Below are 24,438 nucleotides of genomic sequence, written 5' to 3'. Positions count from 1 at the left end.
TCACCTCGATCAGGTTCACCCCAGCCGCTGGGGGGGCAGCATGGCGCTGCTCAGGCCGACGCGCGCCAGCGCCTCGGGCAACGGTTCGCCACGCACCAGGGCCGCGCTGGCCTGGCCCATGGCCGGTGAGGTCTGGATGCCGTAGCCGCCCTGGGCCGCGACCCAGAACAGCCCGGGCACTTGCGGATCGAAACCGGACAGCAAATCACCGTCGTGCACGAAGCTGCGCAACCCGGCCCAGGTGCGGGTGGGGCGGCGGATGGTCAGGGTGGTGGCTTCCTCGATCTGATAGATGCCCATGGCGATGTCCAGTTCTTCAGGCTGCACGTCGTGGGGTTCCACCGGGTCGGCGTTGGCCGGCGAGCCGAGGAACATGCCGGCGTCAGGCTTCATGTAGAAGGACTCGTCGAGGCTCACCAGCATCGGCCAGTCGTGGATATCCACACCCTCGGGACCGGCGAAAATGAATGCCGCGCGTCGCTTGGGTTGCAGGCCCAGCTTCCGGGCGCCGGCCATTTCGGCCACCTGGTCGGCCCAGGCGCCGGCGGCGTTGATCAACACCGGCGCGGTGAAGGTCTGGCCGGCGGTCTTCACCTGCCACAGCCCTTGGTCGTCGCGGCTGATACCCAGCACTTCGCTGTCGGTGTGCACTTTGCCGCCGCTGCGACGAATACCGCGCAGATAGCCCTGGTGCAGTGCATCAGTGTCGATGTCGCAAGCCGTGGGGTCATAGATCGCCCCGTGGACCTTGTCCCGCCGCAGGATCGGCAGTCGCACACAGGCTTCGTCAGCGCTGAGCAGTTGCATTTGCGGCACCGTAGCCTTGGCGCTGTGGTATTGGTTGTTCAGCTCGGTCGGGTCGCCAGTGAAGTCCACGGTCATTTCACCCCGAGGGGTCAGCAGCGGGTGTTCGCAGAAACCGGCCGGTGGTGCGTCGAAAAAGTCGCGGCTGGCCAGGGTCAGCGCGCGTACCTGCGGGGTGCCGTAGGCGGCGGTGTACAGCGCCGCCGAGCGCCCGGTGGAGTGGTAGGCGGGATGGGATTCACGCTCGAGCACAATGACCCGGCCGTGGGGCGCCAGCCAGTAGCCGGTGGAGGCACCGGCAATGCCGCCGCCGATGATGATGAAATCTGCTGAGGTCATGGAATGCTCCTGTCGAGCACGGTGCCGGGAGTTCGAGTCTGGGTGTGCAATCGGTAAAGCGCATTCGCCAACGCCACGTCTTCCAGCCCCAGGCCGATGGAGCGGAAGAATACGTGGCGCTGATAGCTCGGGCGCGCCACCCGTTCGCTGAGCAGGTCGGGCAAGTCGCCAACGATGCTCGACGCCTCCCAGCCATGTTGTTCGGCCGCGATCAGCATTTCACCGGCCGAACCCGGGGTGGTCTGACGATAGTCGCAGAACACGTCCATGTCGCTGAGGCTTTGCGGCGGTACTTCGTGGGCGCGTGGCGCGTTGGTGCTGATGGAGGTGATCAGCGCCGGTTTGCCCAGGGCCTGCGGGTCGAGTACCGCTTGGGCGGACGAGGTGCAGAGCATCACCACATCGGCGTCATGCAGTGCGGCTTGAAGACTGTCGGCGATTTGCAGGCGCGGGTCGAGGTCGGTGAGGGCGGCCAGTGCCTGAGTCGTCCTGGCCTGCAGGCTCGGCGAGTAGAGGTTGATGCTTTCCCAATCCCGCAGCCCTTTGACGTACTGCACATGCGCGCGGGCCACGGCACCACTGCCGATGACCGCCAGGCGCCGGGCCCGGAGCGGGGCCAGGGCATCGACGGCGACGGCGGTGGTGGCGGCGGTGCGGGCAGTGGTCAGTTCGGCAGCATCGCACAGCAGCAACGGCTGGCCGGTCTGCATCGACATCAGCAAGGTCCAGGCAGTGACCAGCGGGCCTTGCTCGCGGACGATGTAGGGCGAGGTCTTGACCCCGTAGACCTGGTCTTGCGCCAGCACGCCCAGGTAATTGATGAAGTCCCCGGCACCCTGGGGAAACACCACCAGTTGCTGGGGCGGCTGCACCGCTTGCCCGGCGGCGAGGTCGCGAAACAGCTTGCGCAGGATGTGTGGCACGTCGATGTGTCCGAGCAGCTCTCGGGCCTGGGCTTGGGTCATGACAGAAGGCGTGCTGGACATGGGCGCTCCGGAAGGCTGTTTGTAAACTAATTTGTCTATTATGGACTTTTTGTTTTGTTGAGCAATATTCCAGGCGAAAAAAAAGCGCAACCCGTGACGGCTGCGCTTTTCTGATGGGGGGGGGGCGGTCAATGCCGCTTGCGTTCAACCGCCCGCAACAAATGCGTCGGTGGCATCTCGCAGCTGATCTTGCGCCCCAGCAGTGCCTCGATGGACGGAAGTTGATACGAGTCATCTTCCCCGGCAAAACTGATGGACACCCCCTCGGCCCCGGCGCGACCCGTCCGGCCGATGCGGTGCACGTAATCGTCCGGAACTTCCGGCAGGGTGAAGTTGATCACATGGCTGATGCCGTCGATGTGGATGCCGCGACCGGCCACGTCGGTGGCGACCAGTACGCGGATCTTGCCTTCGCGAAAGCCTTCGAGAGTCTTGATGCGTTTGTGCTGCGGCACATCGCCCGAGAGTTGGGCGGCGTTGACGCCATCGCGCACCAGGCGTTCTTCGATGCGCCGCACTTCGTCCTTGCGGTTGGCGAACACCATCACTCGTTCCCAGCCGTTGTCGTTGACCAGGTTGTACAACAGCTTGTACTTGTCGGCGCTGGCCACGGCGTAGATGTGCTGTTCGACGTTGTCGCTGGCGACGTTCTCGGCTTCGATCTCGACGATGGCCGGGTCCGTGGTCCACTGCTTGGCCAGGTTCATGACGTCGTCGGTGAAGGTCGCGGAGAACAGCAATGTCTGGCGTTCGATTTTCGGTGGGGTCTGGCGAATGATCTGCCGCACTTGCGGGATGAAGCCCATGTCGAGCATGCGGTCGGCTTCGTCGAGCACCATCACTTCGACCATGTCCAGGTGCACGTCGCCGCGCTGGTTGAAGTCCAGCAGGCGGCCGGGGGTGGCTACCAGGATGTCGCAGTGGCGGGCTTCGAGCTGCTTGAGCTGTTTGTCGAAGTCCATGCCGCCGACGAACGTCATGACGTTCAGGCCGGTGTATTTGGTCAGGGCGGCGGCGTCCTTGGCAATCTGCACCACCAGTTCGCGGGTCGGCGCGATGATCAGCGCACGCGGCTCGCCCATGTAGCGTTCCTTGGGCGGCGGGGTTTGCAGCAATTGGGTGATGATGGAGATCAGGAACGCGGCCGTCTTGCCGGTGCCGGTCTGGGCGCGCCCGATGGCGTCTTTGCCGGCGAGGGTGAAGCCCAGCACCTGCGCCTGGATCGGCGTGCAGTACGGGAAACCCAGGTCCTGGATGGCATGCATCAGCTCAGGGGCGAGTTTGAAATCGTGGAAGCGGGTCTTGCCTTCCTGGGGTTCTACGACGAAGTCCTCGAGCTTCCAGGCAACGACCGGCGGTTTCGGCGCCCGTTCACGACGCGGCTTGGGCGTTTCGTTGCGTGGTTTTTCCGGCGTCGGGGCTGTCACCGGCGCAGCGGTTGGGCGAGGCGACGCTTTCTTGGCCTCTGCAACAGGTGCGGTCTGGCGCGGTTGCTGCGCATCGGTGCGGCTTGGGCCCTGGACGGTGGCGCTGGCGTCTGGCGCGAGCTGCTCGGCCTCGCTTCTACCGAACATCTTCTTGAGTGCTTTGAGCACGGTCATCTCATCGATTGGTTAAGGAATGTACGCCGGCCAGTGTAATGCAAGAAACGGGCGCGGCGTAGTGTGTTCATTAATAGTGCGCGCTTAACGTAACCGTTCGGTCAGCCAGGTGCCGATGTCGCGAATCTCCTCGGGTAACACTTCGTGGCCCATTGGGTATTCCTGCCATGTCACGGTGACACCATGTAGCTTCAAGTACTCTTTTGCGGTCCGCCCCATTGGGTTGAGGACCACTTCGTCGTATTGCCCGTGCAACGCCAGGACTGGAATGCGCTGCTGGCTGGCCGACAACTGCAGTTCTTCGCTGAAGGTCGGTGCATAAGTGGAGAGTGCAAGCACGCCCCCCAAGGGGCCTTGCCATTTCACGAACGCCGTGTGGTAGACCACCGCGCCGCCCTGGGAAAAACCGGCCAGGAAAATACGCGATGCGTCTATTCCGCTGGCCCGCTGGGTTTCGACCAGTTCGATGACCCGTTGTGCCGAGGTTTCGAGCTGCTGTTCGTCGATGGCGCGGGCCGGGCTCAGGGCGCGGATGTCGTACCAACTGGGCATGGCATAGCCACCGTTGATCGTCACCGGCTGGGTCGGTGCCTGGGGCAGAACGAAACGCGTGGTGAGCAGGCTTTGCTGGAGCATTTCGGCTACCGGCAGGAAGTCGTAACGATCGGCGCCCAGGCCGTGGAGCCAGATAACACACGCATCGGCAGTGCCGCTGGGCTCGAGAATCAGGGGGTCGGTCATGGCTGTGCTCCAAATCTGTGCGGGCGCGCTCAATCAGTGCGTGATTACGGTGCGTGCCCGGTGCCTCAGTTAATTAGATGTCGCAAAGTTGAAAGTTTTTGTCTTGACGTGTTTTACATCGGGCTAGGCGCAGCGCTCTGGTACGGGCTTTGCTACGGGATGACCGAGTGATGATTCTTGCGCTGCGCGGTAACACTATCAGTTCGACGCGATGCATGGGATATCAGAAATCCGGTGATGGATGTTCGCCAATAGCCGCTACGGGCTTCGCGAACGTGAAGGGCTACAGCCCGTTCGGCCGATTGGCGAGAGGTGAGGATAGCCGCCGCTGGTGGTGTCTTCATTAATTGACTCATGGCGAAGGTCCAAGACGTCGGTTGACCCTAAAAAAAGCCAACAAGGGTCGGCAATGCCCCAAAAGGGTGCGACAGGACTCAAGCTCCGACACAACAAGAGCAAAACTGGAGGTTTGAATGAAGTTACTGAAATCCACCCTGGCTGTCGTGACCGCAGCAGCTGTGCTCGGTGTGAGTGGGTTCGCCCAGGCGGGTGCAACCCTGGATGCCGTACAAAAGAAAGGCTTTGTGCAGTGTGGTGTGAGTGATGGCCTGCCAGGTTTCTCGGTGCCTGACTCGACTGGCAAGATCGTCGGTATCGACGCCGACTTCTGCCGCGCCGTGGCCGCTGCGGTATTCGGTGACGCGACCAAGGTCAAGTTCAGCCAGTTGAACGCCAAGGAGCGCTTCACCGCTCTGCAATCGGGCGAAATCGACGTGCTCTCGCGCAACTCCACCATGACCAGCTCCCGTGACGCGGGCATGGGCCTGAAGTTCCCGGGTTTCATCACCTACTACGACGGCATCGGCTTCCTGGCCAACAACAAGCTGGGCGTCAAGAGCGCCAAGGAACTGGACGGTGCGACCATCTGTATTCAGGCCGGTACCACCACTGAGCTGAACGTTTCCGACTACTTCCGTGCCAACGGCCTGAAGTACACCCCGATCACCTTCGACACCTCCGACGAAAGCGCCAAGTCGCTGGAATCCGGTCGTTGCGACGTGCTGACCTCCGACAAGTCCCAACTGTTCGCCCAGCGCAGCAAGCTGGCTTCGCCGAAGGACTACGTGGTCCTGCCGGAAACCATCTCCAAGGAGCCACTGGGCCCGGTCGTGCGTAACGGCGACGACGAGTGGCTGGCCATCGTGCGCTGGACCGGCTACGCCCTGCTCAATGCTGAAGAGGCGGGCGTCACTTCGAAGAACGTCGAAGCTGAAGCCAAGTCCACCAAGAACCCTGACGTGGCTCGTATGCTGGGCGCCGACGGTGAATACGGCAAGGACCTGAAACTGCCGAAAGACTGGGTCGTGAAGATCGTCAAGCAAGTGGGCAACTACGGCGAGATGTTCGAGCGCAACCTGGGCAAGGGCACTCCGCTGGAAATCGATCGCGGCTTGAACGCGCTGTGGAACGCTGGCGGTATTCAATACGCACCACCAGTGCGCTGATGGTTCTATCACCCGGTGGGTCCACCACCGGGTGATGTTCTGTTCCATTCTTTGCGGGGCACTTCATGCAAAATTCAATCGGCGCACCTAAGCAGAGGCTAAGCCTCAGCGATCCACGAGTGCGTGCGTGGGTATTTCAGATCGTCACGGTCGTGGCGGTTATTTCCTTGGGCTGGTTCTTGTTCGACAACACCCAGACCAACCTGGCCCACCGGGGTATTACCTCCGGTTTTGGCTTCCTGGAGCGCAGCGCCGGTTTCGGCATTGCCCAGCACCTGATCGACTACACCGAAGCGGACAGCTATGCCCGCGTCTTCGTCATCGGTTTGCTGAACACACTGCTGGTGACGTTCATCGGTGTGATCCTGGCGACCATCCTCGGGTTCATCATCGGCGTGGCGCGCTTGTCGCAGAACTGGATCATCTCCAAGCTGGCCACTGTCTATGTGGAGGTCTTTCGTAACATCCCGCCATTGCTGCAAATCCTGTTCTGGTATTTCGCGGTATTCCTGAGCATGCCGGGGCCGCGCAACAGTCATAACATCGGTGACACGTTCTTTATCAGCAGCCGAGGCTTGAACATGCCGGCCGCGCTGGTGGCGGACGGGTTCTGGCCGTTCATTGCCAGCATTGTGGTGGCCATCGTCGCCATCGTGCTGATGGCGCGCTGGGCTAACAAGCGTTTTGACGAGACCGGTGAGCCGTTCCACAAGTTCTGGGTCGGCTTGGCGCTGTTCGTGGTCATTCCTGCCGTGTGCGCGCTGCTGTTCGGGGCGCCGGTGCATTGGGAGATGCCGGAACTCAAGGGGTTCAACTTCGTCGGTGGCTGGGTATTGATCCCGGAGCTGCTGGCCTTGACCCTGGCCCTGACCGTGTACACCGCGGCGTTCATCGCCGAGATCGTGCGTTCGGGCATCAAGTCGGTCAGCCACGGCCAGACCGAAGCGGCGCGCTCCCTGGGGCTGCGCAACGGTCCGACCCTGCGCAAGGTGATCATCCCGCAAGCCTTGCGCGTGATCATTCCGCCGTTGACCAGCCAATACCTGAACCTGGCAAAGAACTCTTCCCTAGCCGCCGGTATCGGCTACCCGGAAATGGTTTCGCTGTTTGCTGGTACGGTGTTGAACCAGACCGGCCAGGCCATCGAGGTGATTGCGATCACCATGAGTGTGTACCTGGCGATCAGTATCAGTATTTCGTTGCTGATGAACTGGTACAACAAGCGCATTGCGCTGATCGAGCGGTGAGGAAACGCGCATGACGACTCATACTTTCAAACCCGACATGCCACCACCGTCCAGCAGCATCGGCGTGGTGGCGTGGATGCGCGCCAACATGTTCTCCAGCTGGCTCAACACGCTGCTGACCCTGTTTGCGTTCTATCTGATTTACCTGATTATCCCACCGCTGCTGCACTGGGCGATCCTGGATGCGAACTGGGTCGGTACTACCCGCGCCGACTGCACCAAGGAAGGCGCCTGCTGGGTGTTCATCCAGCAACGTTTCGGCCAGTTCATGTACGGCTACTACCCGACGGAGCTGCGCTGGCGCGTAGACCTGACCGTGTGGCTGGCCGTGATCGGGGTGGCGCCGCTGTTCATCTCGCGCTTCCCGCGCAAGGCGATCTATGGCCTGAGCTTCCTGGTGGTGTACCCGATCGTTGCCTGGTGCCTGCTGCACGGTGGCGTATTCGGCCTGGACGCCGTGGCGACCAGCCAATGGGGCGGCCTGATGTTGACCCTGGTGATTGCTACCGTCGGTATCGCCGGGGCGTTGCCGCTGGGTATCGTGCTGGCCCTGGGACGACGTTCGAACCTGCCGGCGATCCGCGTGGTCTGCGTGACGTTCATCGAGTTCTGGCGCGGCGTGCCGTTGATCACCGTGCTGTTCATGTCGTCGGTGATGTTGCCGCTGTTCCTGCCTGAAGGCATGAACTTCGACAAGCTGCTGCGGGCGCTGATCGGCGTGATCCTGTTCCAGTCGGCCTACGTGGCCGAGGTGGTGCGTGGCGGCCTGCAAGCCATTCCGAAGGGGCAGTATGAAGCCGCCGCGGCGATGGGGCTGGGCTACTGGCGCAGCATGGGCCTGGTGATCCTGCCACAAGCCCTGAAGCTGGTGATCCCGGGTATCGTCAACACGTTCATTGCGTTGTTCAAGGACACCAGCCTGGTGATCATCATCGGCCTGTTCGACCTGCTCAACAGCGTGAAACAAGCTGCCGCCGACCCGAAATGGCTGGGCATGGCCACCGAAGGCTATGTGTTCGCCGCCCTGGTGTTCTGGATTTTCTGTTTTGGTATGTCGCGCTATTCCATGCATCTGGAACGCAAGCTCGACACAGGCCACAAGCGTTAGGAGTTGACTCATGAGTGAAGCAATCAAAAAGCCTGTGAGCCCTGAAGGCATTATTCAGATGCAGGGTGTGAACAAGTGGTACGGTCAGTTCCACGTGTTGAAAGACATCAACCTGAACGTGACGCAGGGCGAGCGTATCGTCCTGTGCGGCCCGTCGGGTTCCGGCAAGTCCACCACCATCCGCTGCCTCAACCGCCTGGAAGAGCACCAGCAGGGTCGCATTGTGGTCGATGGCGTGGAACTGACCAACGACCTCAAGCAGATCGAAGCGATCCGCCGTGAAGTCGGCATGGTGTTCCAACACTTCAACCTGTTCCCGCACCTGACCATCCTGCAGAACTGCACGCTGGCGCCGATGTGGGTGCGCAAGATGCCCAAGCGCCAGGCCGAGGAAATCGCCATGCATTACCTGGAACGCGTACGCATTCCAGAGCAGGCGCACAAGTACCCGGGCCAGCTCTCCGGCGGTCAGCAACAGCGTGTGGCCATCGCCCGCGCCCTGTGCATGAAGCCCAAGATCATGCTGTTCGACGAGCCGACCTCGGCCCTCGACCCGGAAATGGTCAAGGAAGTACTGGACACCATGATCGGCCTGGCCGAAGACGGCATGACCATGCTGTGCGTGACCCACGAAATGGGCTTCGCCCGTACCGTGGCCAATCGCGTGATCTTCATGGACAAGGGTGAAATCGTCGAGCAAGCCGCGCCGAACGACTTCTTCGACAACCCGCAGAACGATCGCACCAAGCTGTTCCTGAGCCAGATCCTGCATTGATGCAGCGGCGATACTGAAAAACAGACCCGGCCTTGTGCCGGGTTTGTTTTTTGGGTTTGGGGCTCAGGATGTCCCGAGGACTTCGTGCTCCTTGTGCTCGATAGGGTTGAACCCGCCCCTCAAATCCGCGCCTTCGCCCAGCACTTTGGCATCGGCGAGCAAGTGCGGGTAGCGATCCAGCAAGCGCATCAGCAGCATCAACGCCTTGGGTGGGAGTACCTCGCCGCGCTCGTAACGTGAAAATGCATTGTGTCCACCGCCGGACAGGAGCTGCACCGCCTCTTTTTGCGTGAGGTGCAATTTTCGGCGGATACGTTTCATCTCGGTGCCGATCATTTGCCTGGCCGCGATGACCAGCTCGTCACTGGCCTGCCCGTAACGTTCCGCGCTATCGGTATCGGGATCCCACTCGACTTCATGGCATTGCTGGCATTCCCAGCCAGAAAGATCGTCCACGCGACGCTCCATGCCCTTGACACTTATTGTTTCGCCGCGTCCCTCGAAATGCCTCATTCCCTCATGTGCGCCGCAATTGAAGCATTGCCGGGTTTTCATGGGTTGTTCTCCTTGAAGGAGATTACCGGTGGGCCGCCGGCAGGGCGGTAGGTCACCTTGATGTAAATCTCCAGATCTTGCGAATGGGTGTGATACACGTCTTGCCAGATTCGATGATCGTCATAGGTGGTCATCGACTTGTACAACATCGTGTTCTGCAATTGAAAAACGATTTCTTGCATTTCTCTGTAGCTGAAGCCCAGTTCCGCGCCGGCTTTGCCGGCGGTCTTCGTGAAGGCTTTCCTCCCAAGCCTTCTGACATCCTCCTTGATTGCCGCCAAGTTATAGTGGGGGGCATTTTTTCTCCATAAAGGCCTGAATCCCATTCCTGAAAAATTACCCTGAAAGGGTAATTTTGACCAATCGAAAATATTGCTTCTTTGTTCCCCTATTGACGGTAGGCGGTTGTCGTCCTACACGAAGCTGACTAACATGTCAGAAAATTCAATACGGCTATTTCCAGCTATCGGCGTCCAATTGCGTCGAAATCCAAATATCAGCCAGCCATCATCCTGTATCAGTCTGCCTGTTGATGCGTCGGACAGCAGGATTCGGCGTCGCTCCAGGGCTGTTGCTTTATTGGCCCATGAACCTTCAACCAGAGCTTTCCATGTCCCGCGATCCGCTTGACCGCAGTGCCACCACCCCGCCTGAACGTGCCGCCGAACTCGAAGAGTTATTGATCGACGCCGAAGCCGATGACGAGCAGGTGCAACAGAGCCACTCCTCGGTGCATCGTCCATGGCTGTTGCTGCTCGGGCTGATCCTGGTGGCGCTGAACCTGCGCCCCGCGTTGTCGAGCATGGCGCCGTTGCTCACGCAAGTGTCCGAAAGCCTCGACTTGTCGGCTGCCCAGGCCGGTTTGCTGACCACGCTGCCGGTGCTCTGCCTGGGTTTGTTCGCGCCGCTGGCGCCGGTGCTGGCGCGGCGTTTTGGTGCCGAGCGCGTCGTGTTGGGGATTTTGTTGACGCTGGCGGGTGGGATTGTGCTGCGCAGCGCGTTCGGTCAGGTCGGGCTGTTTGCCGGCAGTGTCCTGGCCGGTGCGAGTATCGGCGTGATCGGCGTGCTGTTGCCGGGCATCGTCAAGCGCGACTTCGCCAAACAGGCGGGAATCATGACCGGTGTCTACACCATGGCGCTGTGTCTGGGCGCGGCCATGGCGGCCGGGGCCACGGTGCCGCTCAGCGAGCAACTTGGCCAGCGCTGGGCCCTGGGCCTGGGCTTCTGGGTGGTGCCGGCATTGCTGGCGGCGGTGTTCTGGTTGCCACAAGTCGGCCAGAAACACGGCGCCCACCGCGTGGCGTATCGCGTTCGCGGGTTGCTGCGCGATCCACTGGCCTGGCAAGTAACGTTGTACATGGGGCTGCAATCGTCCCTGGCCTACATTGTGTTTGGCTGGTTGCCGTCGATCCTCATTGGCCGGGGGCTGACCCCGACCGAGGCCGGGTTGGTATTGTCCGGCTCGGTCATCGTGCAGTTGATCAGCTCCCTTGCGGCACCCTGGCTGGCAACGCGCGGCAGGGATCAGCGCCTGGCTATCGTGGTCGTCATGCTCATGACCCTGGGCGGACTGTTTGGTTGCCTCTATGGGCCCATTGATGGTTTGTGGGGCTGGGCGATCCTGCTGGGCCTGGGGCAGGGCGCGACGTTCAGTTTGGCATTGACGCTGATCGTGCTGCGCTCGCGGGATGCCCATGTGGCCGCCAACCTTTCCAGCATGGCCCAGGGTTTTGGTTATACGCTGGCGTCATTGGGGCCGTTCGCGGTGGGTGTGGTGCATGATTGGACCGGCGGTTGGAATGCCCTGGGGTGGATCTTCGGCCTGATTGGCCTGGGTGCGATCATCGCCGGTGTGGGCGCCGGTCGGGCGCGCTACGTCGGGGTCAGCAGCGAAAGCGTGTCCGATCTTCGCTGATGTCATTTTCATGGCGAATGACGATAGTGTTCCCGACGCGGGCGGATTATCGTGCATGCCTACTGAAACGATTTTCGGAGCCTGTCCATGAGCGATGCCCATAACGCCTTGATCACCCGTTTTTACCAGGCCTTCCAGCGCCTGGATGCCGAGGCCATGAGCGCCTGCTACACCGACGATGTGCTGTTCAGCGATCCGGCCTTCGGCGAGCTGCGCGGACGCGATGCGGGTGACATGTGGCGCATGCTCACCACGCGGGCCAAGGATTTCTCCCTGACGTTCGACGGCGTGCGTAGCGACGAACGTACCGGCGCTGCGCACTGGGTGGCAACATACCTGTTCGGCCAGACCGGCAATGTCGTGATCAACGACATCCATGCCCGCTTCGTGTTTCGCGACGGCAAGATCTGCGAGCACCACGACAGCTTTGACTTGTGGCGCTGGTCGCGCCAGGCGTTGGGGGCCAAGGGCTTGCTGCTGGGCTGGACACCGCTGGTGCGCAACGCGGTCCGGGCCCAGGCGCTCAAGGGGCTGCGGGCGTTCCAGGCCGGTCGCTGATAAGATCGCCGCTTGTGTCTTCTTACCTCGGTCGAGCCTTTCGTGACGAGCACCCCTGAAACTTGCGACCTGCCGATCCCGGCGGTGACCGGGCCGGCGAAACCCTGGTTCGTCTATCTGGTGCGGGCCGCCAATGGCTCGCTGTACTGCGGCATCAGCGATGACCCGGTGCGGCGCTTCGCCAAGCATCAAAGCGGCAAGGGGGCCCGGTTTTTTCTTTCCAGCCCGGCGGTGGCGCTGGTGTACACCGAGGCCTGTCGCGACAAGGGCGAAGCCCTGCGCCAGGAGCGGCTGATCAAGAAACTCCGGAAAAGCGCCAAGGAGTGTCTGGTAGCGAGTGCTTCGTTCCCCCATCAGCCGCACTGATAGCCCGTAATCAGGCCGGTAGGCTGTCCGTTCAAGGCACGCTAAGCTGCGGACTTCTTCCCTGCGGTGGCCAATTCCATGTCAGAGCTGATTCTTCATCATTACCCGACCTCTCCGTTTGCCGAGAAAGTCCGTCTGTTAATGGGCTTCAAGGGCTTGTCCTGGCGTTCGGTGCGTATCCCGCCAATGATGCCCAAGCCCGACCTGACGGCACTGACGGGCGGATACCGCAGGACGCCGGTGTTGCAGGTCGGGGCGGATATCTATTGCGACACCGCCCTGATAGCCCGTCGACTGGAACAGGAAAAAGCCTCGCCGGCGTTGTTCCCGGAGGGCCGGGAGATGATCGCTGCCTTTTTTGCCGAGTGGGCCGATTCGGTGGTGTTCCAGCACGCGGTGGGCCTGGTGTTCCAACCTGAGTCGATGGCGATGCGTTTCGCCAAGCTGACGCCTGAAGCCATCAAGGCATTCATGACCGACCGGGCCGGCCTGTTCAGTGGCGGCTCGACCGCGCGTCCGGCCGCCGAACAGGCACGGCACCAATGGCCAACGATCATGGCGCGCCTGGAGCAACAGTTACAGCGCGAGGAAGGTGACTTCCTGCTGGGTGATCCGTCGATTGCCGATTTCGCCCTGGCTCATTCGCTGTGGTTCCTCAAGGGCACCCCGGTCACTTCGCCGTTGGTGGACGCGTACCCGGCGGTTTCGGCCTGGCTGGCGCGAGTGCTGGGTTTTGGTCACGGCGCAGTCAACGAGTTGAGCAGCGAAGAGGCCTTGGACATCGCGCGCAACGCCACTCCAGCGGCGTTGCCGGATGAATCGTTCGAAGAGCCGAACGGGTTCACGGCAGGCCAGCAGGTGAGCATCGCCGCGACCGACTATGGCGTCGATCCGGTGGTGGGGGAGTTATTGTTTGCCGGTGGCGAGGAATTGATCCTGCGCCGCGAAGACCCCCGTGGCGGTGTAGTGCATGTGCACTTTCCGCGGCTGGGGTTTCGCATCGAGGCTCGCTGAGTAACGCCGCGAGGGCGAGCCTGTTCGCGATGAGGCGCCGGCAACCGTCTGTATTGCCGGCGTCAGGTACGCCGCTTGAGCTGATCGGTCAGCGACGTGGGCAGGCCCTTGATGATCAGCGTGCCGGCTTCTTCGTCATACTCGATCTTGGAGCCCAGCAAATGGGCTTCAAAGCTGATGGACAAGCCTTCGGCGCGACCGGTGAAGCGGCGGAACTGGTTGAGGGTACGTTTATCCGCTGGGATCTCCGGTGACAGGCCGTAATCCTTGTTGCGGATGTGGTCGTAGAAGGCTTTCGGGCGGTCTTCATCGATCAGCTCGGACAGTTCTTCAAGCCCCATGGGCTCGCCGAGCTTGGCCTGGCTGCTGGCGTAGTCCACCAGGGTCTTGGTTTTTTCCCGGGCGTCGTCTTCAGGCAGGTCTTCGCTCTCGACGAAGTCGCTGAAGGCCTTGAGCAGGGTGCGGGTTTCGCCGGGGCCGTCGACGCCTTCCTGACAGCCGATGAAATCGCGGAAGTATTCCGAGACTTTCTTGCCGTTCTTGCCCTTGATGAAGGAAATGTACTGCTTGGACTGTTTGTTGTTCTGCCATTCCGACACATTGATCCGGGCCGCCAGGTGTAGTTGACCCAGGTCCAGGTGGCGGGAGGGGGTCACGTCCAGTTCATCGGTGACTGCCACACCCTCGCTGTGGTGCAACAGGGCGATCGCCAGGTAGTCGGTCATGCCTTGTTGGTAATGGGCAAACAACACGTGGCCACCCACCGACAGGTTAGATTCTTCCATCAGCTTTTGCAGGTGTTCCACCGCCACGCGGCTGAACGCGGTGAAATCCTTGGCGCCGTCCAGGTATTCCTTCAACCAGCCGCTGAACGGGTGCGCCCCGGACTCGGCGTGGAACAATCCCCACGCCTTGCCTTGCTTGGCGTTGTAGCTCTCGTTGAGGTCGGCGAGCATGTTCTCGATGGCTGCCGACTCCGCCAGTTCGGAGTCGCGGGCATGGAGCACTGCGGGGGTGCCGTCGGGTTTTTTGTCGATCAGGTGGACGATGCAATGACGGATCGGCATGGATTTCTCGGCTGATGAAAGGGAGGAGGGCGTGCTCCCCGAAAAAGCCGCAGTGTACCGCAACCATGGGCTTGGGAGGGTCGGGAAGCGTCTTTCAGACCCCTCCGATACCCGCTCGGCGTGTTTTTACCGATTTAGCGCAATAAAGCTGACCAAATGGGTAGGTAGAGGCGGATATTTCAGAGGCGTTGTGCTAGTTTTGCCCGGTCTTACGCTAAGTCACTGCGTTAAGCGTGCATTCAGCATTTGTCAGGTCGAACCAAACCCGGATTTCGGCATCTATTACCCCGATCCGTCGTGGTGATGACCGAGGGCGCCCGATCCGCAGAGACCGGGCTCGATGGCTGACACTGCACTCTGCAATCCATATGAATTTGATAGGGAAGGAACACTACATGGCTCTTACTAAAGACCAACTGATCGCTGACATTGCTGAAGCTATCGACGCGCCGAAAACCACCGCGCGTAACGCTCTGGACCAACTGGGCCAAATCGTTGCCGATCAGCTGGAAAATGGCGGCGAAATCACCTTGCCAGGCATCGGCAAGCTGAAAGTCACCGAGCGTCCTGCCCGCACTGGCCGTAACCCTTCGACTGGCGCTGCCATCGAAATCGCTGCCAAGAAAGTGGTCAAGCTGGTTGTGGCCAAAGGCCTGACCGACGCGATCAACAAGTAAGATCGCTGCAAAAAAAACCGTGCTGCGGAGTGATCCGGGCACGGTTTTTTGTTGCCGCGAGAAAAGTGTGTGGGAGCAAGGCTTGCTCCGACTCAGTCCTTGCGAACCCAGCGCGCCTGGCGCCAGGCCTGTTGCTGCTCCGGCGTGTGGAACGTCCATGCCACGAAGCGGCTCTGTTTCTGTCCCTGGGACATTTCCACCACCTGGCTGTGCAGCGCACCGGCCTTTTTCAGCGCCGCCTGGATCGCCGGCAAGTTCGACGCCTTCGACACCAGCGTGCTGAACCACAGCACTTGCCGAGCCACCTGTGCACTTTCGCCGATCAATTGCGTCACGAACCGGGCTTCGCCCCCTTCGCACCACAGCTCGGCGGCCTGACCGCCGAAATTCAGCACCGGCAACTTGCGTTTCGGATCGGCCTTGCCCAACGCCCGCCACTTGCGCTGGCTGCCCTTGGTGGCTTCCTCCAGCGAGGCATGGAAGGGCGGGTTGCACATCGTCAGGTCGAACCGTTCGGTGTCCTCCAGTAAGCCCAGCAGAATCTGCTTGCGGTTGGCCTGCTGGCGCAACTGGATGACCTTGTTCAGCCCGTTGGCCTGGACGATGGTCTTGGCCGAAGCGATGGCCGTCGCGTCGATCTCCGAACCCAGGAAGTGCCAGCGATAATCGCTGTAGCCGATCAGTGGATAGACGCAGTTGGCGCCGGTGCCGACGTCCAGCACTTTGACTGCCGCCCCGCGTGGGACTTCCCCGTCGTTATGGCTGGCGAGCAAATCGGCCAGGAAGTGTACGTAGTCCGCACGGCCCGGCACTGGCGGGCACAAGTAATCGGCCGGAATGTCCCAGTGGGTGATGCCGTAGAAAGCCTTGAGCAACGCCCGGTTGAACACCCGCACGGCTTCGGGGCTGGCGAAGTCGATGCTTTCCTTGCCGTAGGGGTTGATGATCACGAACCGGGCCAGTTCAGGCGTGGATTTGATCAACGCCGGGAAGTCATAGCGGCCCTGGTGGCGATTGCGAGGGTGCAGGCTGGCCTTCTCGCGCGGTGCGGCGGCGTTGGCCTGCGAGTCGGGCTTGGGCTTCTGGCGGGCGGGTTTGGGCGGGCGGGGGGCAGTCATGGGCAGGTCGATTCGGGGAGGGTTCAAAAAGAGGTGGGCATTGTCCCACATCCAGTGATTGCTCAGCGTTCGCAATAAAGAGGCGGGCAGAAAAAAGGAGGCCACCAGGGCCTCCCTCTTCAATGACGAACCACCGTTACAGGCTGGAGATCCGCGCGTGTTGCTCGGCCAGCTTGCCCAGGGCCTGTTCGGCCTCGGCGAGCTTGGTCCGTTCCTTCTCGATGACTTCGGCCGGGGCCTTGTCGACGAAGCCGGCGTTGGACAGCTTGCCACCGACGCGCTGCACCTCGCCTTTGAGGCGCAGGATTTCCTTGTCCAGGCGCGCCAGCTCGGCTGTCTTGTCGATCAGGCCGGCCATCGGCACCAGTACTTCCATCTCGCCGACCAGGGCGGTGGCGGACAGAGGGGCTTCTTCGCCAGCGGCCAGGACCGTCACCGACTCCAGTTTTGCCAGCTTCTTGAGCAGCGCCTCGTTTTCATTGAGGCGACGCAGGTCTTCGGCATTGGCGTTCTTCAGGAACAGGGTCAGCGGCTTGCCCGGGCCGATGTTCATTTCGGCGCGGATGTTGCGCAGGCCCAGCATGAAGGTCTTGAGCCATTCGATGTCGTCTTCGGCCGCTGGATCGATGCGGGTTTCGTTGGCCACCGGCCACGGTTGCAGCATGATCGTCTTGCCTTGGGCGCCGGCCAGCGGTGCGACGCGCTGCCAGATTTCCTCGGTGATGAACGGCATGAACGGGTGCGCCAGGCGCAAGGCCACTTCCAGCACGCGTACCAGGGTACGGCGGGTGCCACGCTGGCGCTCGACCGGTGCGTTTTCGTCCCACAGCACTGGCTTGGACAGTTCCAGGTACCAGTCGCAGTACTGGTTCCAGATGAACTCGTACAAGGCCTGGGCGGCCAGGTCGAAACGGAATTGGTCCAGTTGACGAGTGACTTCGGCTTCGGTGCGTTGCAACTGCGAAATGATCCAGCGATCGGCCAGGGTCAGCTCGTAGGCTTCGCCGTTCTGGCCGCAGTCTTCGCCTTTGTCCAGCACATAGCGCGCCGCGTTCCAGATCTTGTTGCAGAAGTTGCGATAGCCTTCGACGCGGCCCATGTCGAACTTGATGTCACGACCGGTGGACGCCAGCGAGCAGAAGGTGAAACGCAGGGCGTCGGTGCCGTAGCTGGCGATGCCCTCGGCGAACTCTTCGCGGGTGGCCTTCTCGATCTTCTTCGCCAGTTTCGGCTGCATCAGGCCCGAGGTGCGTTTCTGCACCAGGGTTTCCAGGTCGATGCCGTCGATGATGTCCAGCGGGTCCAGGACGTTACCCTTGGACTTGGACATCTTCTGGCCCTGGCCGTCGCGTACCAGGCCGTGGACGTAGACGGTCTTGAACGGTACCTGCGGGGTGCCGTCCTCGTTCTTCACCAGGTGCATGGTCAGCATGATCATCCGGGCGACCCAGAAGAAAATGATGTCGAAGCCGGTGACCAGCACGTCGGTGGAGTGGAATTTCTTCAGGAACTCGGTCTGCTGCGGCCAGCCCAGGGTGGAGAAGGTCCACAGGCCGGAGCTGAACCAGGTGTCGAGTACGTCGTTGTCCTGTTGCAGCGCGACGTCCGGGCCGAGGTTGTGCTTGGCGCGGATTTCGGCTTCGTCGCGACCGACATAGACCTTGCCCGACTCGTCGTACCAGGCCGGAATACGGTGGCCCCACCACAATTGGCGGCTGATGCACCAATCCTGGATGTCACGCATCCACGAGAAGTACATGTTTTCGTATTGCTTGGGCACGAACTGGATGCGGCCATCTTCCACGGCGGCAATCGCCGGTTCCGCCAGCGGCTTGGTGGAGACGTACCACTGGTCGGTCAGCCACGGCTCGATGATGGTGCCGGAGCGATCGCCTTTCGGGACTTTCAGGCCGTGGTCGTCGACGCTGACCAGCAGGCCGGCGGCCTCGAACGCCTCGACGATCTGCTTGCGCGCTTCGAAGCGATCGAGACCGGCGTATTGCGCCGGGATCTGGCCGTCGATGCGCTCGTTGAGCGTGCCGTCGAGGTTGAACACCTGGGCGGCTGGCAAGACGTTGGCGTTCTTGTCGAAGATGTTCAGCAGCGGCAGGTTGTGGCGCTTGCCGACTTCGTAGTCGTTGAAGTCGTGGGCCGGGGTGATCTTCACGCAGCCGGTGCCGAACTCGGGATCGCAATAGTCATCGCCGATGATCGGGATGCGACGGCCCACCAGCGGCAGTTCGACGAACTTTCCGATCAGGGCCTGATAGCGCTCGTCGTTCGGGTTCACCGCCACGGCGGCGTCGCCGAGCATGGTTTCCGGACGGGTGGTGGCGACGATCAGGTAATCCTGGCCCTCGGCGGTCTTGGCGCCATCGGCCAGCGGGTATTTCAGGTTCCACAGGAAACCTTTCTCGTCATGGTTTTCCACTTCGAGATCGGAAATGGCCGTGTGCAGCTTGGTGTCCCAGTTGACCAGGCGCTTGCCGCGATAGATCAGCCCGTCTTCATGCAAGCGCACGAAGGCTTCCTTCACCGCTTCCGAGAGACCGTCGTCCATGGTGAAGCGCTCACGGCTCCAGTCCACCGACGAGCCGAGGCGGCGGATCTGGCGGCTGATGTTGCCACCGGACTCGTCCTTCCATTCCCAGACCTTCTCGAGGAATTTCTCGCGACCCAGGTCATGGCGATTCTGGCCCTGGGCTTCGAGACGGCGCTCTACCAGCATCTGCGTGGCGATACCGGCATGGTCGGTGCCCGGCTGCCACAAGGTGTTGCGGCCCTGCATGCGACGGAAACGGATCAGGGCGTCCATGATCGCGTTGTTGAAACCGTGGCCCATGTGCAGGCTGCCGGTGACGTTCGGCGGCGGGATCATGATGGTGTAGGAATCGCCCGCGCCTTGCGGAGCGAAATAATTCTCGGACTCCCAGGTGTTGTACCAGGAAGTTTCAATGGCGTGCGGCTGGTAGGTCTTATCCATGCGCGGCGGGACCCTATTGGCATCTATTCAGGAAAAGCCGGCAAGTATAGCCCTGCGGGCAGCGGCAAGCTACAAGCCGCAAGAAAGGCAGCCTGGCTTTGGCTTACCGCTTAAAGCTTGCCGCTCGTAGCTGCGGCGAGCAGCCGCTCCATCCTTGCATCCAGCCGGCGCTTGATCTCGGTCTCGATGTGCGGGGCGAAGTCGTCGATGACGTCTTGCATGATCAGTTGTGCGGCGGCGCGCAGTTCGCTGTCCAGGTGCAACAGGGCGTCGGGGCCCTTGGTTTCGGGTTTGGTTTCGGGCCTGGGGGCGGGCTGGGGTTCTTGGCCATTGATCGGCTCGAACAGCAGCGGGATCTGCTCGTCGTGGGCAGTGGCGGGGGTGATCGCGACCGTGTCGGTCAGCAGCGGCGGCTGCAGGTTTTCGTCACCGAGCAGTTGGCGGATCGACTCGAGGTCGTCCAGCAGGTGTACAGGTTTTTGCGGCGGTTTTGGAGTGTCCATCGTAGGCTCAGAGTCGCTGTAAACGGTGGTCTTGCAGAGGATAGCCCTGTTCGCGGTAGAAACGGAAACTCTCCCGCGCGGCCTGCCGGATGACCGGATCTTCCACCACCACTTCTGCCACGCGGGCGAAGCGCTGGGCAAAAACCGGCACCTTCAGGTCAAGGTTGACCAGCAGGTCATGGTGCTGGCCGCAATCATTCCCCAACCCCAGCACGATCAGCCCGTCGGGTTCGCTTTCGGCCGGGCAGTGGGGCACGAAGCTTTCACCTTTGAACGCCCAGAGGCGGGCATCGAGGTCTTCACGCTGGCGGGTATCGCTGCAATGCAGGTAGATGCGATGGCCCATGCGCCAGGCTTTTTCGGTGAGCTTGCAGGCAAAATCCAGCCGCGCCGAGGGATCGGCGCTGGGCAGGATGTAAAAATCGACTTTGGTCATTGCGATTCCTGAACGGTCGCTGGCGTCACCTGTGGGTGGCGCCAGCGACGATCATCGGGGTCAGGCCTTGGCGCGGTCCAGCAGGTACTGGGTCAGCAGCGGCACCGGCCGGCCGGTGGCGCCCTTGTCCTTGCCGCCGCTGGTCCAGGCTGTGCCGGCGATGTCCAGGTGCGCCCAGTTCAGGTTCTTGGTGAAGCGCGACAGGAAGCAGGCGGCCGTGATGGTGCCGGCTTTCGGACCGCCAATGTTGGCGATGTCGGCAAACGGGCTGTCCAACTGCTCCTGGTACTCATCGAACAACGGCAGTTGCCAGGCGCGGTCGTCGGCCTGCTGGCCGGCGCTGAGCAGTTGGCCGATCAGCTCGTCGTTGTTGCCCAAAAGGCCCGAGGTGTGGGAGCCGAGGGCGACGATGCAGGCGCCGGTCAGGGTCGCGATGTCGATTACCGCTTGCGGCTTGAAACGCTCGGAGTAGGTGAGGGCGTCGCACAGCACCAGGCGGCCTTCGGCGTCGGTGTTGAGGATTTCCACGGTCTGGCCGCTCATGGTGGTGACGATGTCGCCCGGGCGCGAAGCGTTGCCGCTTGGCATGTTCTCGGCGCAGGCCAGGATGCACACCAGGTTGATCGGCAGCTTCAGTTCGAGCACGGCGCGCAGGGTGCCGAACACGCTGGCGGCGCCACCCATGTCGTACTTCATCTCGTCCATGTTGGCGCCGGGCTTGAGGCTGATGCCGCCGGTGTCGAAGGTGATGCCCTTGCCCACCAGGGCGTAAGGTTTCTCGGACTTCTTGGCGCCGTTGTATTGCATGACGATCAGGCGCGGCGGCTGGGCGCTGCCCTGGCCGACGGCGTAGAACGAGCCCATGCCAAGGTCCTTGATTTTCTTTTCATCGAGGACTTCGACTTTCAGGTCCTTGAATTCCTTGCCCAAGGCCTTGGCCTGTTCGCCAAGGAATGTCGGGTGGCAGATGTTCGGTGGCAGGTTGCCCAGGTCGCGGGTGAACGCCATGCCGTTGGCAATCGCTGTGGCATGGGTCACGGCACGCTGGACTTCAGCCTGGGCGGCCTTGATGGTCAGCAGGGTGATCTTTTTCAGGGCGCGGGGTTCGGCTTTCTGGCTCTTGAAGCGGTCGAACTGGTATTCGCCATCCACCAGGGTCTCGGCCAGCAGGCGATTCTTGCCATAACTGTCGCGGCCCTTGACCACCAGTTCGTCCAGCGCGAGGGTTGCGTCGCCGCCGCCCAGGCCCTTGAGGGTCGCCAGCACGCCGGCGATGATTTTACGGAACGGGCGGTCGCCCAGCTCAGCGTCCTTGCCCGTACCCACCAGCAACACGCGCTCGGCCTTGAGATTGGCCAGGTTGTGCAGCAACAGGCTCTGGCCGACTTTGCCGGCCAGGTCGCCGCGCTTGAGCACGGCGCTGATGGCGCCGCCGCACAGGGTGTCGAGTTGGCTGGCGACCAAGCCGAGCTTGCGGTCTTCACCGACGGCAACGACCAGCGTGGCGGTCTTCAACGTTTCTGGGCTGACGCTTTTTACAACCAGTTCCATGTCCGGGTCCTTGAATGAATGGTCAAGATGTCGGGCGTCGACTGTGGCCAGGGAGCTTGCTCCCGCCCGGTTGCGCAGCAACCACAAAGAAGTGGGGCCTGCTGCGCAGTCCAGCGGGAGCAAGCCCCCTCGCCGCGGCGACAAAGGCCGCAGTTTGAACCCCGGCGCCCAAGCCTGACAACCCTCGCCTTACGGCTTTGAGCGCCGGGTTAAAGCATGCGCAGTGACAGGCGCCTTCAATCACAGGATAATGCGGCTCTTTTTTCGGCGGCTCGCTGCCTGAGCCGGCTCGATACGTTTCCTGTTTGGCCGCCTTAGCCTGACAATCCTGGAGTGTCTGGTTTGATCGTCTTCCGTTACCTGTCCCGCGAAGTCCTGCTGACCTTGAGCGCCGTAAGCGCCGTATTGCTGGTCATCATCATGAGCGGACGCTTCATCAAATACCTCGCCCAGGCGGCGTCCGGCGCCCTGGATCCGGGCTCGCTGTTCCTGATCATGGGCTTTCGCCTGCCAGGCTTCCTGCAGTTGATCCTGCCGCTGGGCTTGTTCCTCGGTATCCTGCTGGCCTATGGCCGCCTGTACCTGGACAGCGAAATGACCGTGTTGTCGGCCACCGGCATGAGTCAGCAGCGCCTGTTCCGCATGACGCTTTTCCCGGCCGCGCTGGTAGCACTGCTGGTGGCTTGGCTGAGCCTGAGCCTCGCGCCCCAGGGCGCCAATCAGTTCCAGATGCTGATCAATCAGCAGGACGCCATGACCGAATTCGACACCCTGGTGCCGGGTCGCTTCCAGGCCCTGCGCGACGGTACCCGCGTCACCTACACCGAACAGCTTTCGGAAGACCGGATCAACCTTGGCGGTGTCTTCATCACGCAAAAGAACCTGTCCTCCGACGCCAAGAAAGACCGTGGCATTTCCGTGCTGGTGGCCGAGAAGGGCCGCCAGCAGATCAGCCCCGAGGGTAATCGCTACCTGATCCTGGAAAACGGCTACCGCTACGACGGCAAGCCGGGGCAGGCCGATTATCGCGCCATCCGCTACGACACCTACGGCGTGTTGCTGCCCAAGCCCGAGGTCAGCGAGGAAGTCACCGACCGTGACGCCATGTCCACTTCCAGCCTGCTGGCCAGCAATGACATTCGAGCGCGCACCGAGCTGCAATGGCGCCTGTCGCTGCCGCTGCTGGTGTTTATCGTGACCCTCATGGCGGTCCCGCTGGCACGGGTCAACCCGCGCCAGGGCCGCTTCCTCAAGCTGCTGCCGGCGATTCTCCTGTACATGGCTTACCTGACCATCCTGATTTCCGCCCGCGGCGCCCTGGAAAAAGGCAAGATCCCACCGGCCTTGGGCCTGTGGTGGGTGCATGCGATCTTCCTCGCCATTGGCCTCGGATTGCTTTATTGGGAGCCGTTGCGCCTGAAGCTGGCCAGTCGTCGCGCGCTGGAGGTGGCCCGTGGTTAAGCTCGATCGCTACATCGGCAGCAGCGTATTCATCGCGATCCTGGCGGTATTGGGGATCATCCTTGGCCTGGCGACCCTGTTCGCCTTCATCGATGAAATGAGCGACGTCAGCGACACCTATACCCTGTCGGACGTCTTGAGCTATGTGCTGCTGACCGCGCCGCGGCGCCTGTACGACATGTTGCCGATGGCCGCCCTGATCGGCTGCCTGATCGGCCTGGGCAGCCTGGCCAGCAACAGCGAGCTGACCATCATGCGTGCTGCCGGTGTGTCCATCGGTCGGATCGTCTGGGCGGTCATGAAGCCGATGCTGGTGTTGATGCTGGTGGGTGTGCTGATCGGCGAATACATCGCCCCGGCCACCGAGAACACCGCCCAGGCCAACCGCTCCCTGGCCCAGGGCGGCGGTGACGCGCAAAGCGCCAAGCACGGCCTGTGGCACCGCCAGGGCGATGAGTTCATCCATATCAACTCGGTGCAGCCCAACGGCGTCCTGTACGGCGTGACCCGTTATCGCTTCGACGACCAGCGGCACATGCTCTCGTCGAGCTTCGCCAAACGCGCCAAATTCGCCGAGGATCACTGGCAACTGAACGACGTTACCACCACCTTGTTCCACGAAAAGGGAACCGAGGTGGTCGCCGCCCCGCAGGAGCGTTGGGACGTGTCCATCAGCCCGCAACTGCTCAGTACCGTGGTGATGGCGCCGGAGTCTCTGTCGATTACCGGTTTGTGGGGGTACATCCACTACCTGGCGGACCAGGGCCTGAACAACGGTCGCTATTGGCTGGCTTTTTGGGTCAAGGTGTTGCAACCGTTGGTCACTGCCGCCCTGGTGCTGATGGCGATCTCTTTCATCTTCGGCCCGTTGCGTTCGGTCACCTTGGGCCAGCGGGTGTTCACTGGCGTGCTGGTGGGGTTCACCTTCCGGATCGCCCAGGATCTGCTGGGGCCGTCGAGCCTGGTATTCGGCTTCTCGCCGCTGCTTGCGGTGCTGGTGCCGGCCGGTGTCTGCGCCTTGGCCGGGCTCTGGTTGCTGCGTCGGGCGGGTTGAGCATGCGCCAGTAGCGAGGGTTGTGGGGGCAAGGCTGTGTGGGAGCACAGCTTGCTCGCGATGCAGGCGATGCG

Annotated in this window: 23 protein-coding genes; 11 read left to right on the top strand and 12 right to left on the bottom strand. The window is 61.8% G+C overall.

Translation table 11 applies throughout. The annotated features are described in order from the left end of the window. Positions 1–15 precede the first annotated feature (15 nt). The 4 genes from N4Q37_RS23895 to N4Q37_RS23880 all read right to left on the bottom strand — a co-directional run bounded on the left by N4Q37_RS23895 (position 16) and on the right by N4Q37_RS23880 (position 4,471). On the bottom strand, positions 16–1,143 hold the full coding sequence (locus N4Q37_RS23895; RefSeq protein ID WP_260962267.1) for an NAD(P)/FAD-dependent oxidoreductase: 1,128 nt from the start codon (positions 1,141–1,143) through the stop codon (positions 16–18). Next, complete coding sequence (locus tag N4Q37_RS23890) at positions 1,140–2,129, bottom strand: ornithine cyclodeaminase family protein (protein WP_260962265.1); 990 nt, start codon at positions 2,127–2,129, stop codon at positions 1,140–1,142. The genes N4Q37_RS23895 and N4Q37_RS23890 overlap by 4 nt, the downstream gene beginning before the upstream one ends. A 128-nt stretch (positions 2,130–2,257) precedes the next feature. Continuing rightward, a complete protein-coding gene (gene rhlB, locus N4Q37_RS23885) occupies positions 2,258–3,730 on the bottom strand; it encodes an ATP-dependent RNA helicase RhlB (protein ID WP_260962263.1) in 1,473 nt (490 codons plus the stop codon). An 84-nt stretch (positions 3,731–3,814) separates the two neighbouring features. Continuing rightward, on the bottom strand, positions 3,815–4,471 hold the full coding sequence (locus N4Q37_RS23880; protein ID WP_260962261.1) for an alpha/beta hydrolase: 657 nt from the start codon (positions 4,469–4,471) through the stop codon (positions 3,815–3,817). Positions 4,472–4,944: 473 nt separating this feature from the next. Here N4Q37_RS23880 and N4Q37_RS23875 point away from each other — a divergent pair, with 473 nt between their 5' ends. The 4 genes from N4Q37_RS23875 (at position 4,945) to N4Q37_RS23860 (ending at position 9,106) form a co-directional block, all read left to right on the top strand. After that, complete coding sequence (locus tag N4Q37_RS23875; protein WP_260962259.1) at positions 4,945–5,976, top strand: amino acid ABC transporter substrate-binding protein; 1,032 nt, start codon at positions 4,945–4,947, stop codon at positions 5,974–5,976. Between the two features lie 65 nt (positions 5,977–6,041). After that, positions 6,042–7,223, top strand: a complete 1,182-nt coding sequence (locus tag N4Q37_RS23870) for an amino acid ABC transporter permease (protein WP_260962257.1) — start codon at positions 6,042–6,044, stop codon at positions 7,221–7,223. A gap of 10 nt (positions 7,224–7,233) precedes the next feature. Next, on the top strand, positions 7,234–8,331 hold the full coding sequence (locus tag N4Q37_RS23865) for an amino acid ABC transporter permease (RefSeq protein ID WP_260962255.1): 1,098 nt from the start codon (positions 7,234–7,236) through the stop codon (positions 8,329–8,331). Positions 8,332–8,341: 10 nt separating this feature from the next. Further along, positions 8,342–9,106: an amino acid ABC transporter ATP-binding protein gene (locus tag N4Q37_RS23860; RefSeq protein ID WP_260962254.1), complete on the top strand. Its 765-nt coding sequence runs from the start codon at positions 8,342–8,344 to the stop codon at positions 9,104–9,106. A gap of 63 nt (positions 9,107–9,169) precedes the next feature. On the opposite strand, the gene N4Q37_RS23855 is transcribed toward N4Q37_RS23860, so the two are convergent. Then, positions 9,170–9,661: a type II toxin-antitoxin system MqsA family antitoxin gene (locus tag N4Q37_RS23855; protein ID WP_260962252.1), complete on the bottom strand. Its 492-nt coding sequence runs from the start codon at positions 9,659–9,661 to the stop codon at positions 9,170–9,172. After that, on the bottom strand, positions 9,658–9,987 hold the full coding sequence (locus N4Q37_RS23850; RefSeq protein WP_260962250.1) for a type II toxin-antitoxin system MqsR family toxin: 330 nt from the start codon (positions 9,985–9,987) through the stop codon (positions 9,658–9,660). The genes N4Q37_RS23855 and N4Q37_RS23850 overlap by 4 nt, the downstream gene beginning before the upstream one ends. 260 nt (positions 9,988–10,247) lie before the next feature. Here N4Q37_RS23850 and N4Q37_RS23845 point away from each other — a divergent pair, with 260 nt between their 5' ends. The 4 genes from N4Q37_RS23845 (at position 10,248) to N4Q37_RS23830 (ending at position 13,514) form a co-directional block, all read left to right on the top strand. Beyond that, positions 10,248–11,576 (top strand): CynX/NimT family MFS transporter, encoded by a 1,329-nt coding sequence (locus N4Q37_RS23845; RefSeq protein ID WP_260962248.1) that lies wholly within the window; start codon positions 10,248–10,250, stop codon positions 11,574–11,576. 87 nt (positions 11,577–11,663) lie between these two features. Continuing rightward, entirely contained in the window at positions 11,664–12,134 is a 471-nt protein-coding gene (locus N4Q37_RS23840) for a nuclear transport factor 2 family protein (protein ID WP_260962246.1), read from the top strand. A 42-nt stretch (positions 12,135–12,176) separates the two neighbouring features. Continuing rightward, complete coding sequence (locus tag N4Q37_RS23835; protein ID WP_260962244.1) at positions 12,177–12,500, top strand: GIY-YIG nuclease family protein; 324 nt, start codon at positions 12,177–12,179, stop codon at positions 12,498–12,500. Positions 12,501–12,578: 78 nt separating this feature from the next. Further along, the gene (locus N4Q37_RS23830) at positions 12,579–13,514 is read left to right on the top strand and encodes a glutathione S-transferase family protein (protein WP_260962243.1); all 936 of its coding nucleotides are present in this window, start codon (positions 12,579–12,581) and stop codon (positions 13,512–13,514) included. A 62-nt stretch (positions 13,515–13,576) separates the two neighbouring features. On the opposite strand, the gene yejK is transcribed toward N4Q37_RS23830, so the two are convergent. After that, positions 13,577–14,581: a nucleoid-associated protein YejK gene (gene yejK / locus N4Q37_RS23825; protein WP_260962240.1), complete on the bottom strand. Its 1,005-nt coding sequence runs from the start codon at positions 14,579–14,581 to the stop codon at positions 13,577–13,579. Positions 14,582–14,976: 395 nt separating this feature from the next. On the opposite strand from yejK, the gene N4Q37_RS23820 reads away from it, so the two are divergent. Continuing rightward, positions 14,977–15,258, top strand: coding sequence for an HU family DNA-binding protein (locus N4Q37_RS23820; protein ID WP_260962238.1), 282 nt, complete (start codon positions 14,977–14,979; stop codon positions 15,256–15,258). Positions 15,259–15,350: 92 nt separating this feature from the next. Here the strand turns inward: N4Q37_RS23820 and rlmF are convergent, their stop codons facing one another. The 5 genes from rlmF to N4Q37_RS23795 form a co-directional block, all read right to left on the bottom strand. Beyond that, the gene (gene rlmF, locus N4Q37_RS23815; RefSeq protein ID WP_260962237.1) at positions 15,351–16,376 is read right to left on the bottom strand and encodes a 23S rRNA (adenine(1618)-N(6))-methyltransferase RlmF; all 1,026 of its coding nucleotides are present in this window, start codon (positions 16,374–16,376) and stop codon (positions 15,351–15,353) included. Between the two features lie 136 nt (positions 16,377–16,512). Continuing rightward, the gene (locus N4Q37_RS23810; protein ID WP_260962236.1) at positions 16,513–19,359 is read right to left on the bottom strand and encodes a valine--tRNA ligase; all 2,847 of its coding nucleotides are present in this window, start codon (positions 19,357–19,359) and stop codon (positions 16,513–16,515) included. Between the two features lie 110 nt (positions 19,360–19,469). Next, positions 19,470–19,862, bottom strand: coding sequence for a DNA polymerase III subunit chi (locus N4Q37_RS23805; protein ID WP_260962235.1), 393 nt, complete (start codon positions 19,860–19,862; stop codon positions 19,470–19,472). Positions 19,863–19,869: 7 nt separating this feature from the next. Then, positions 19,870–20,298, bottom strand: a complete 429-nt coding sequence (locus tag N4Q37_RS23800) for a DNA polymerase III subunit chi (protein WP_260962234.1) — start codon at positions 20,296–20,298, stop codon at positions 19,870–19,872. Between the two features lie 60 nt (positions 20,299–20,358). Continuing rightward, positions 20,359–21,849, bottom strand: a complete 1,491-nt coding sequence (locus tag N4Q37_RS23795) for a leucyl aminopeptidase (protein ID WP_260962233.1) — start codon at positions 21,847–21,849, stop codon at positions 20,359–20,361. A gap of 342 nt (positions 21,850–22,191) precedes the next feature. Between N4Q37_RS23795 and lptF the strand changes: the two genes are divergently transcribed. Further along, a complete protein-coding gene (gene lptF / locus N4Q37_RS23790) occupies positions 22,192–23,310 on the top strand; it encodes an LPS export ABC transporter permease LptF (protein WP_260962232.1) in 1,119 nt (372 codons plus the stop codon). After that, complete coding sequence (lptG, locus tag N4Q37_RS23785; RefSeq protein ID WP_260962230.1) at positions 23,303–24,364, top strand: LPS export ABC transporter permease LptG; 1,062 nt, start codon at positions 23,303–23,305, stop codon at positions 24,362–24,364. The genes lptF and lptG overlap by 8 nt, the downstream gene beginning before the upstream one ends. Positions 24,365–24,438: the final 74 nt, after the last annotated feature.

Origin of the sequence: Pseudomonas citri (genome assembly GCF_025336485.1) — a bacterium.
Taxonomy (GTDB): domain Bacteria; phylum Pseudomonadota; class Gammaproteobacteria; order Pseudomonadales; family Pseudomonadaceae; genus Aquipseudomonas; species Aquipseudomonas citri.
The sequence above is the reverse complement of the archived record's forward strand: the minus strand, read 5'-3'. Positions and strand labels throughout refer to the sequence as shown.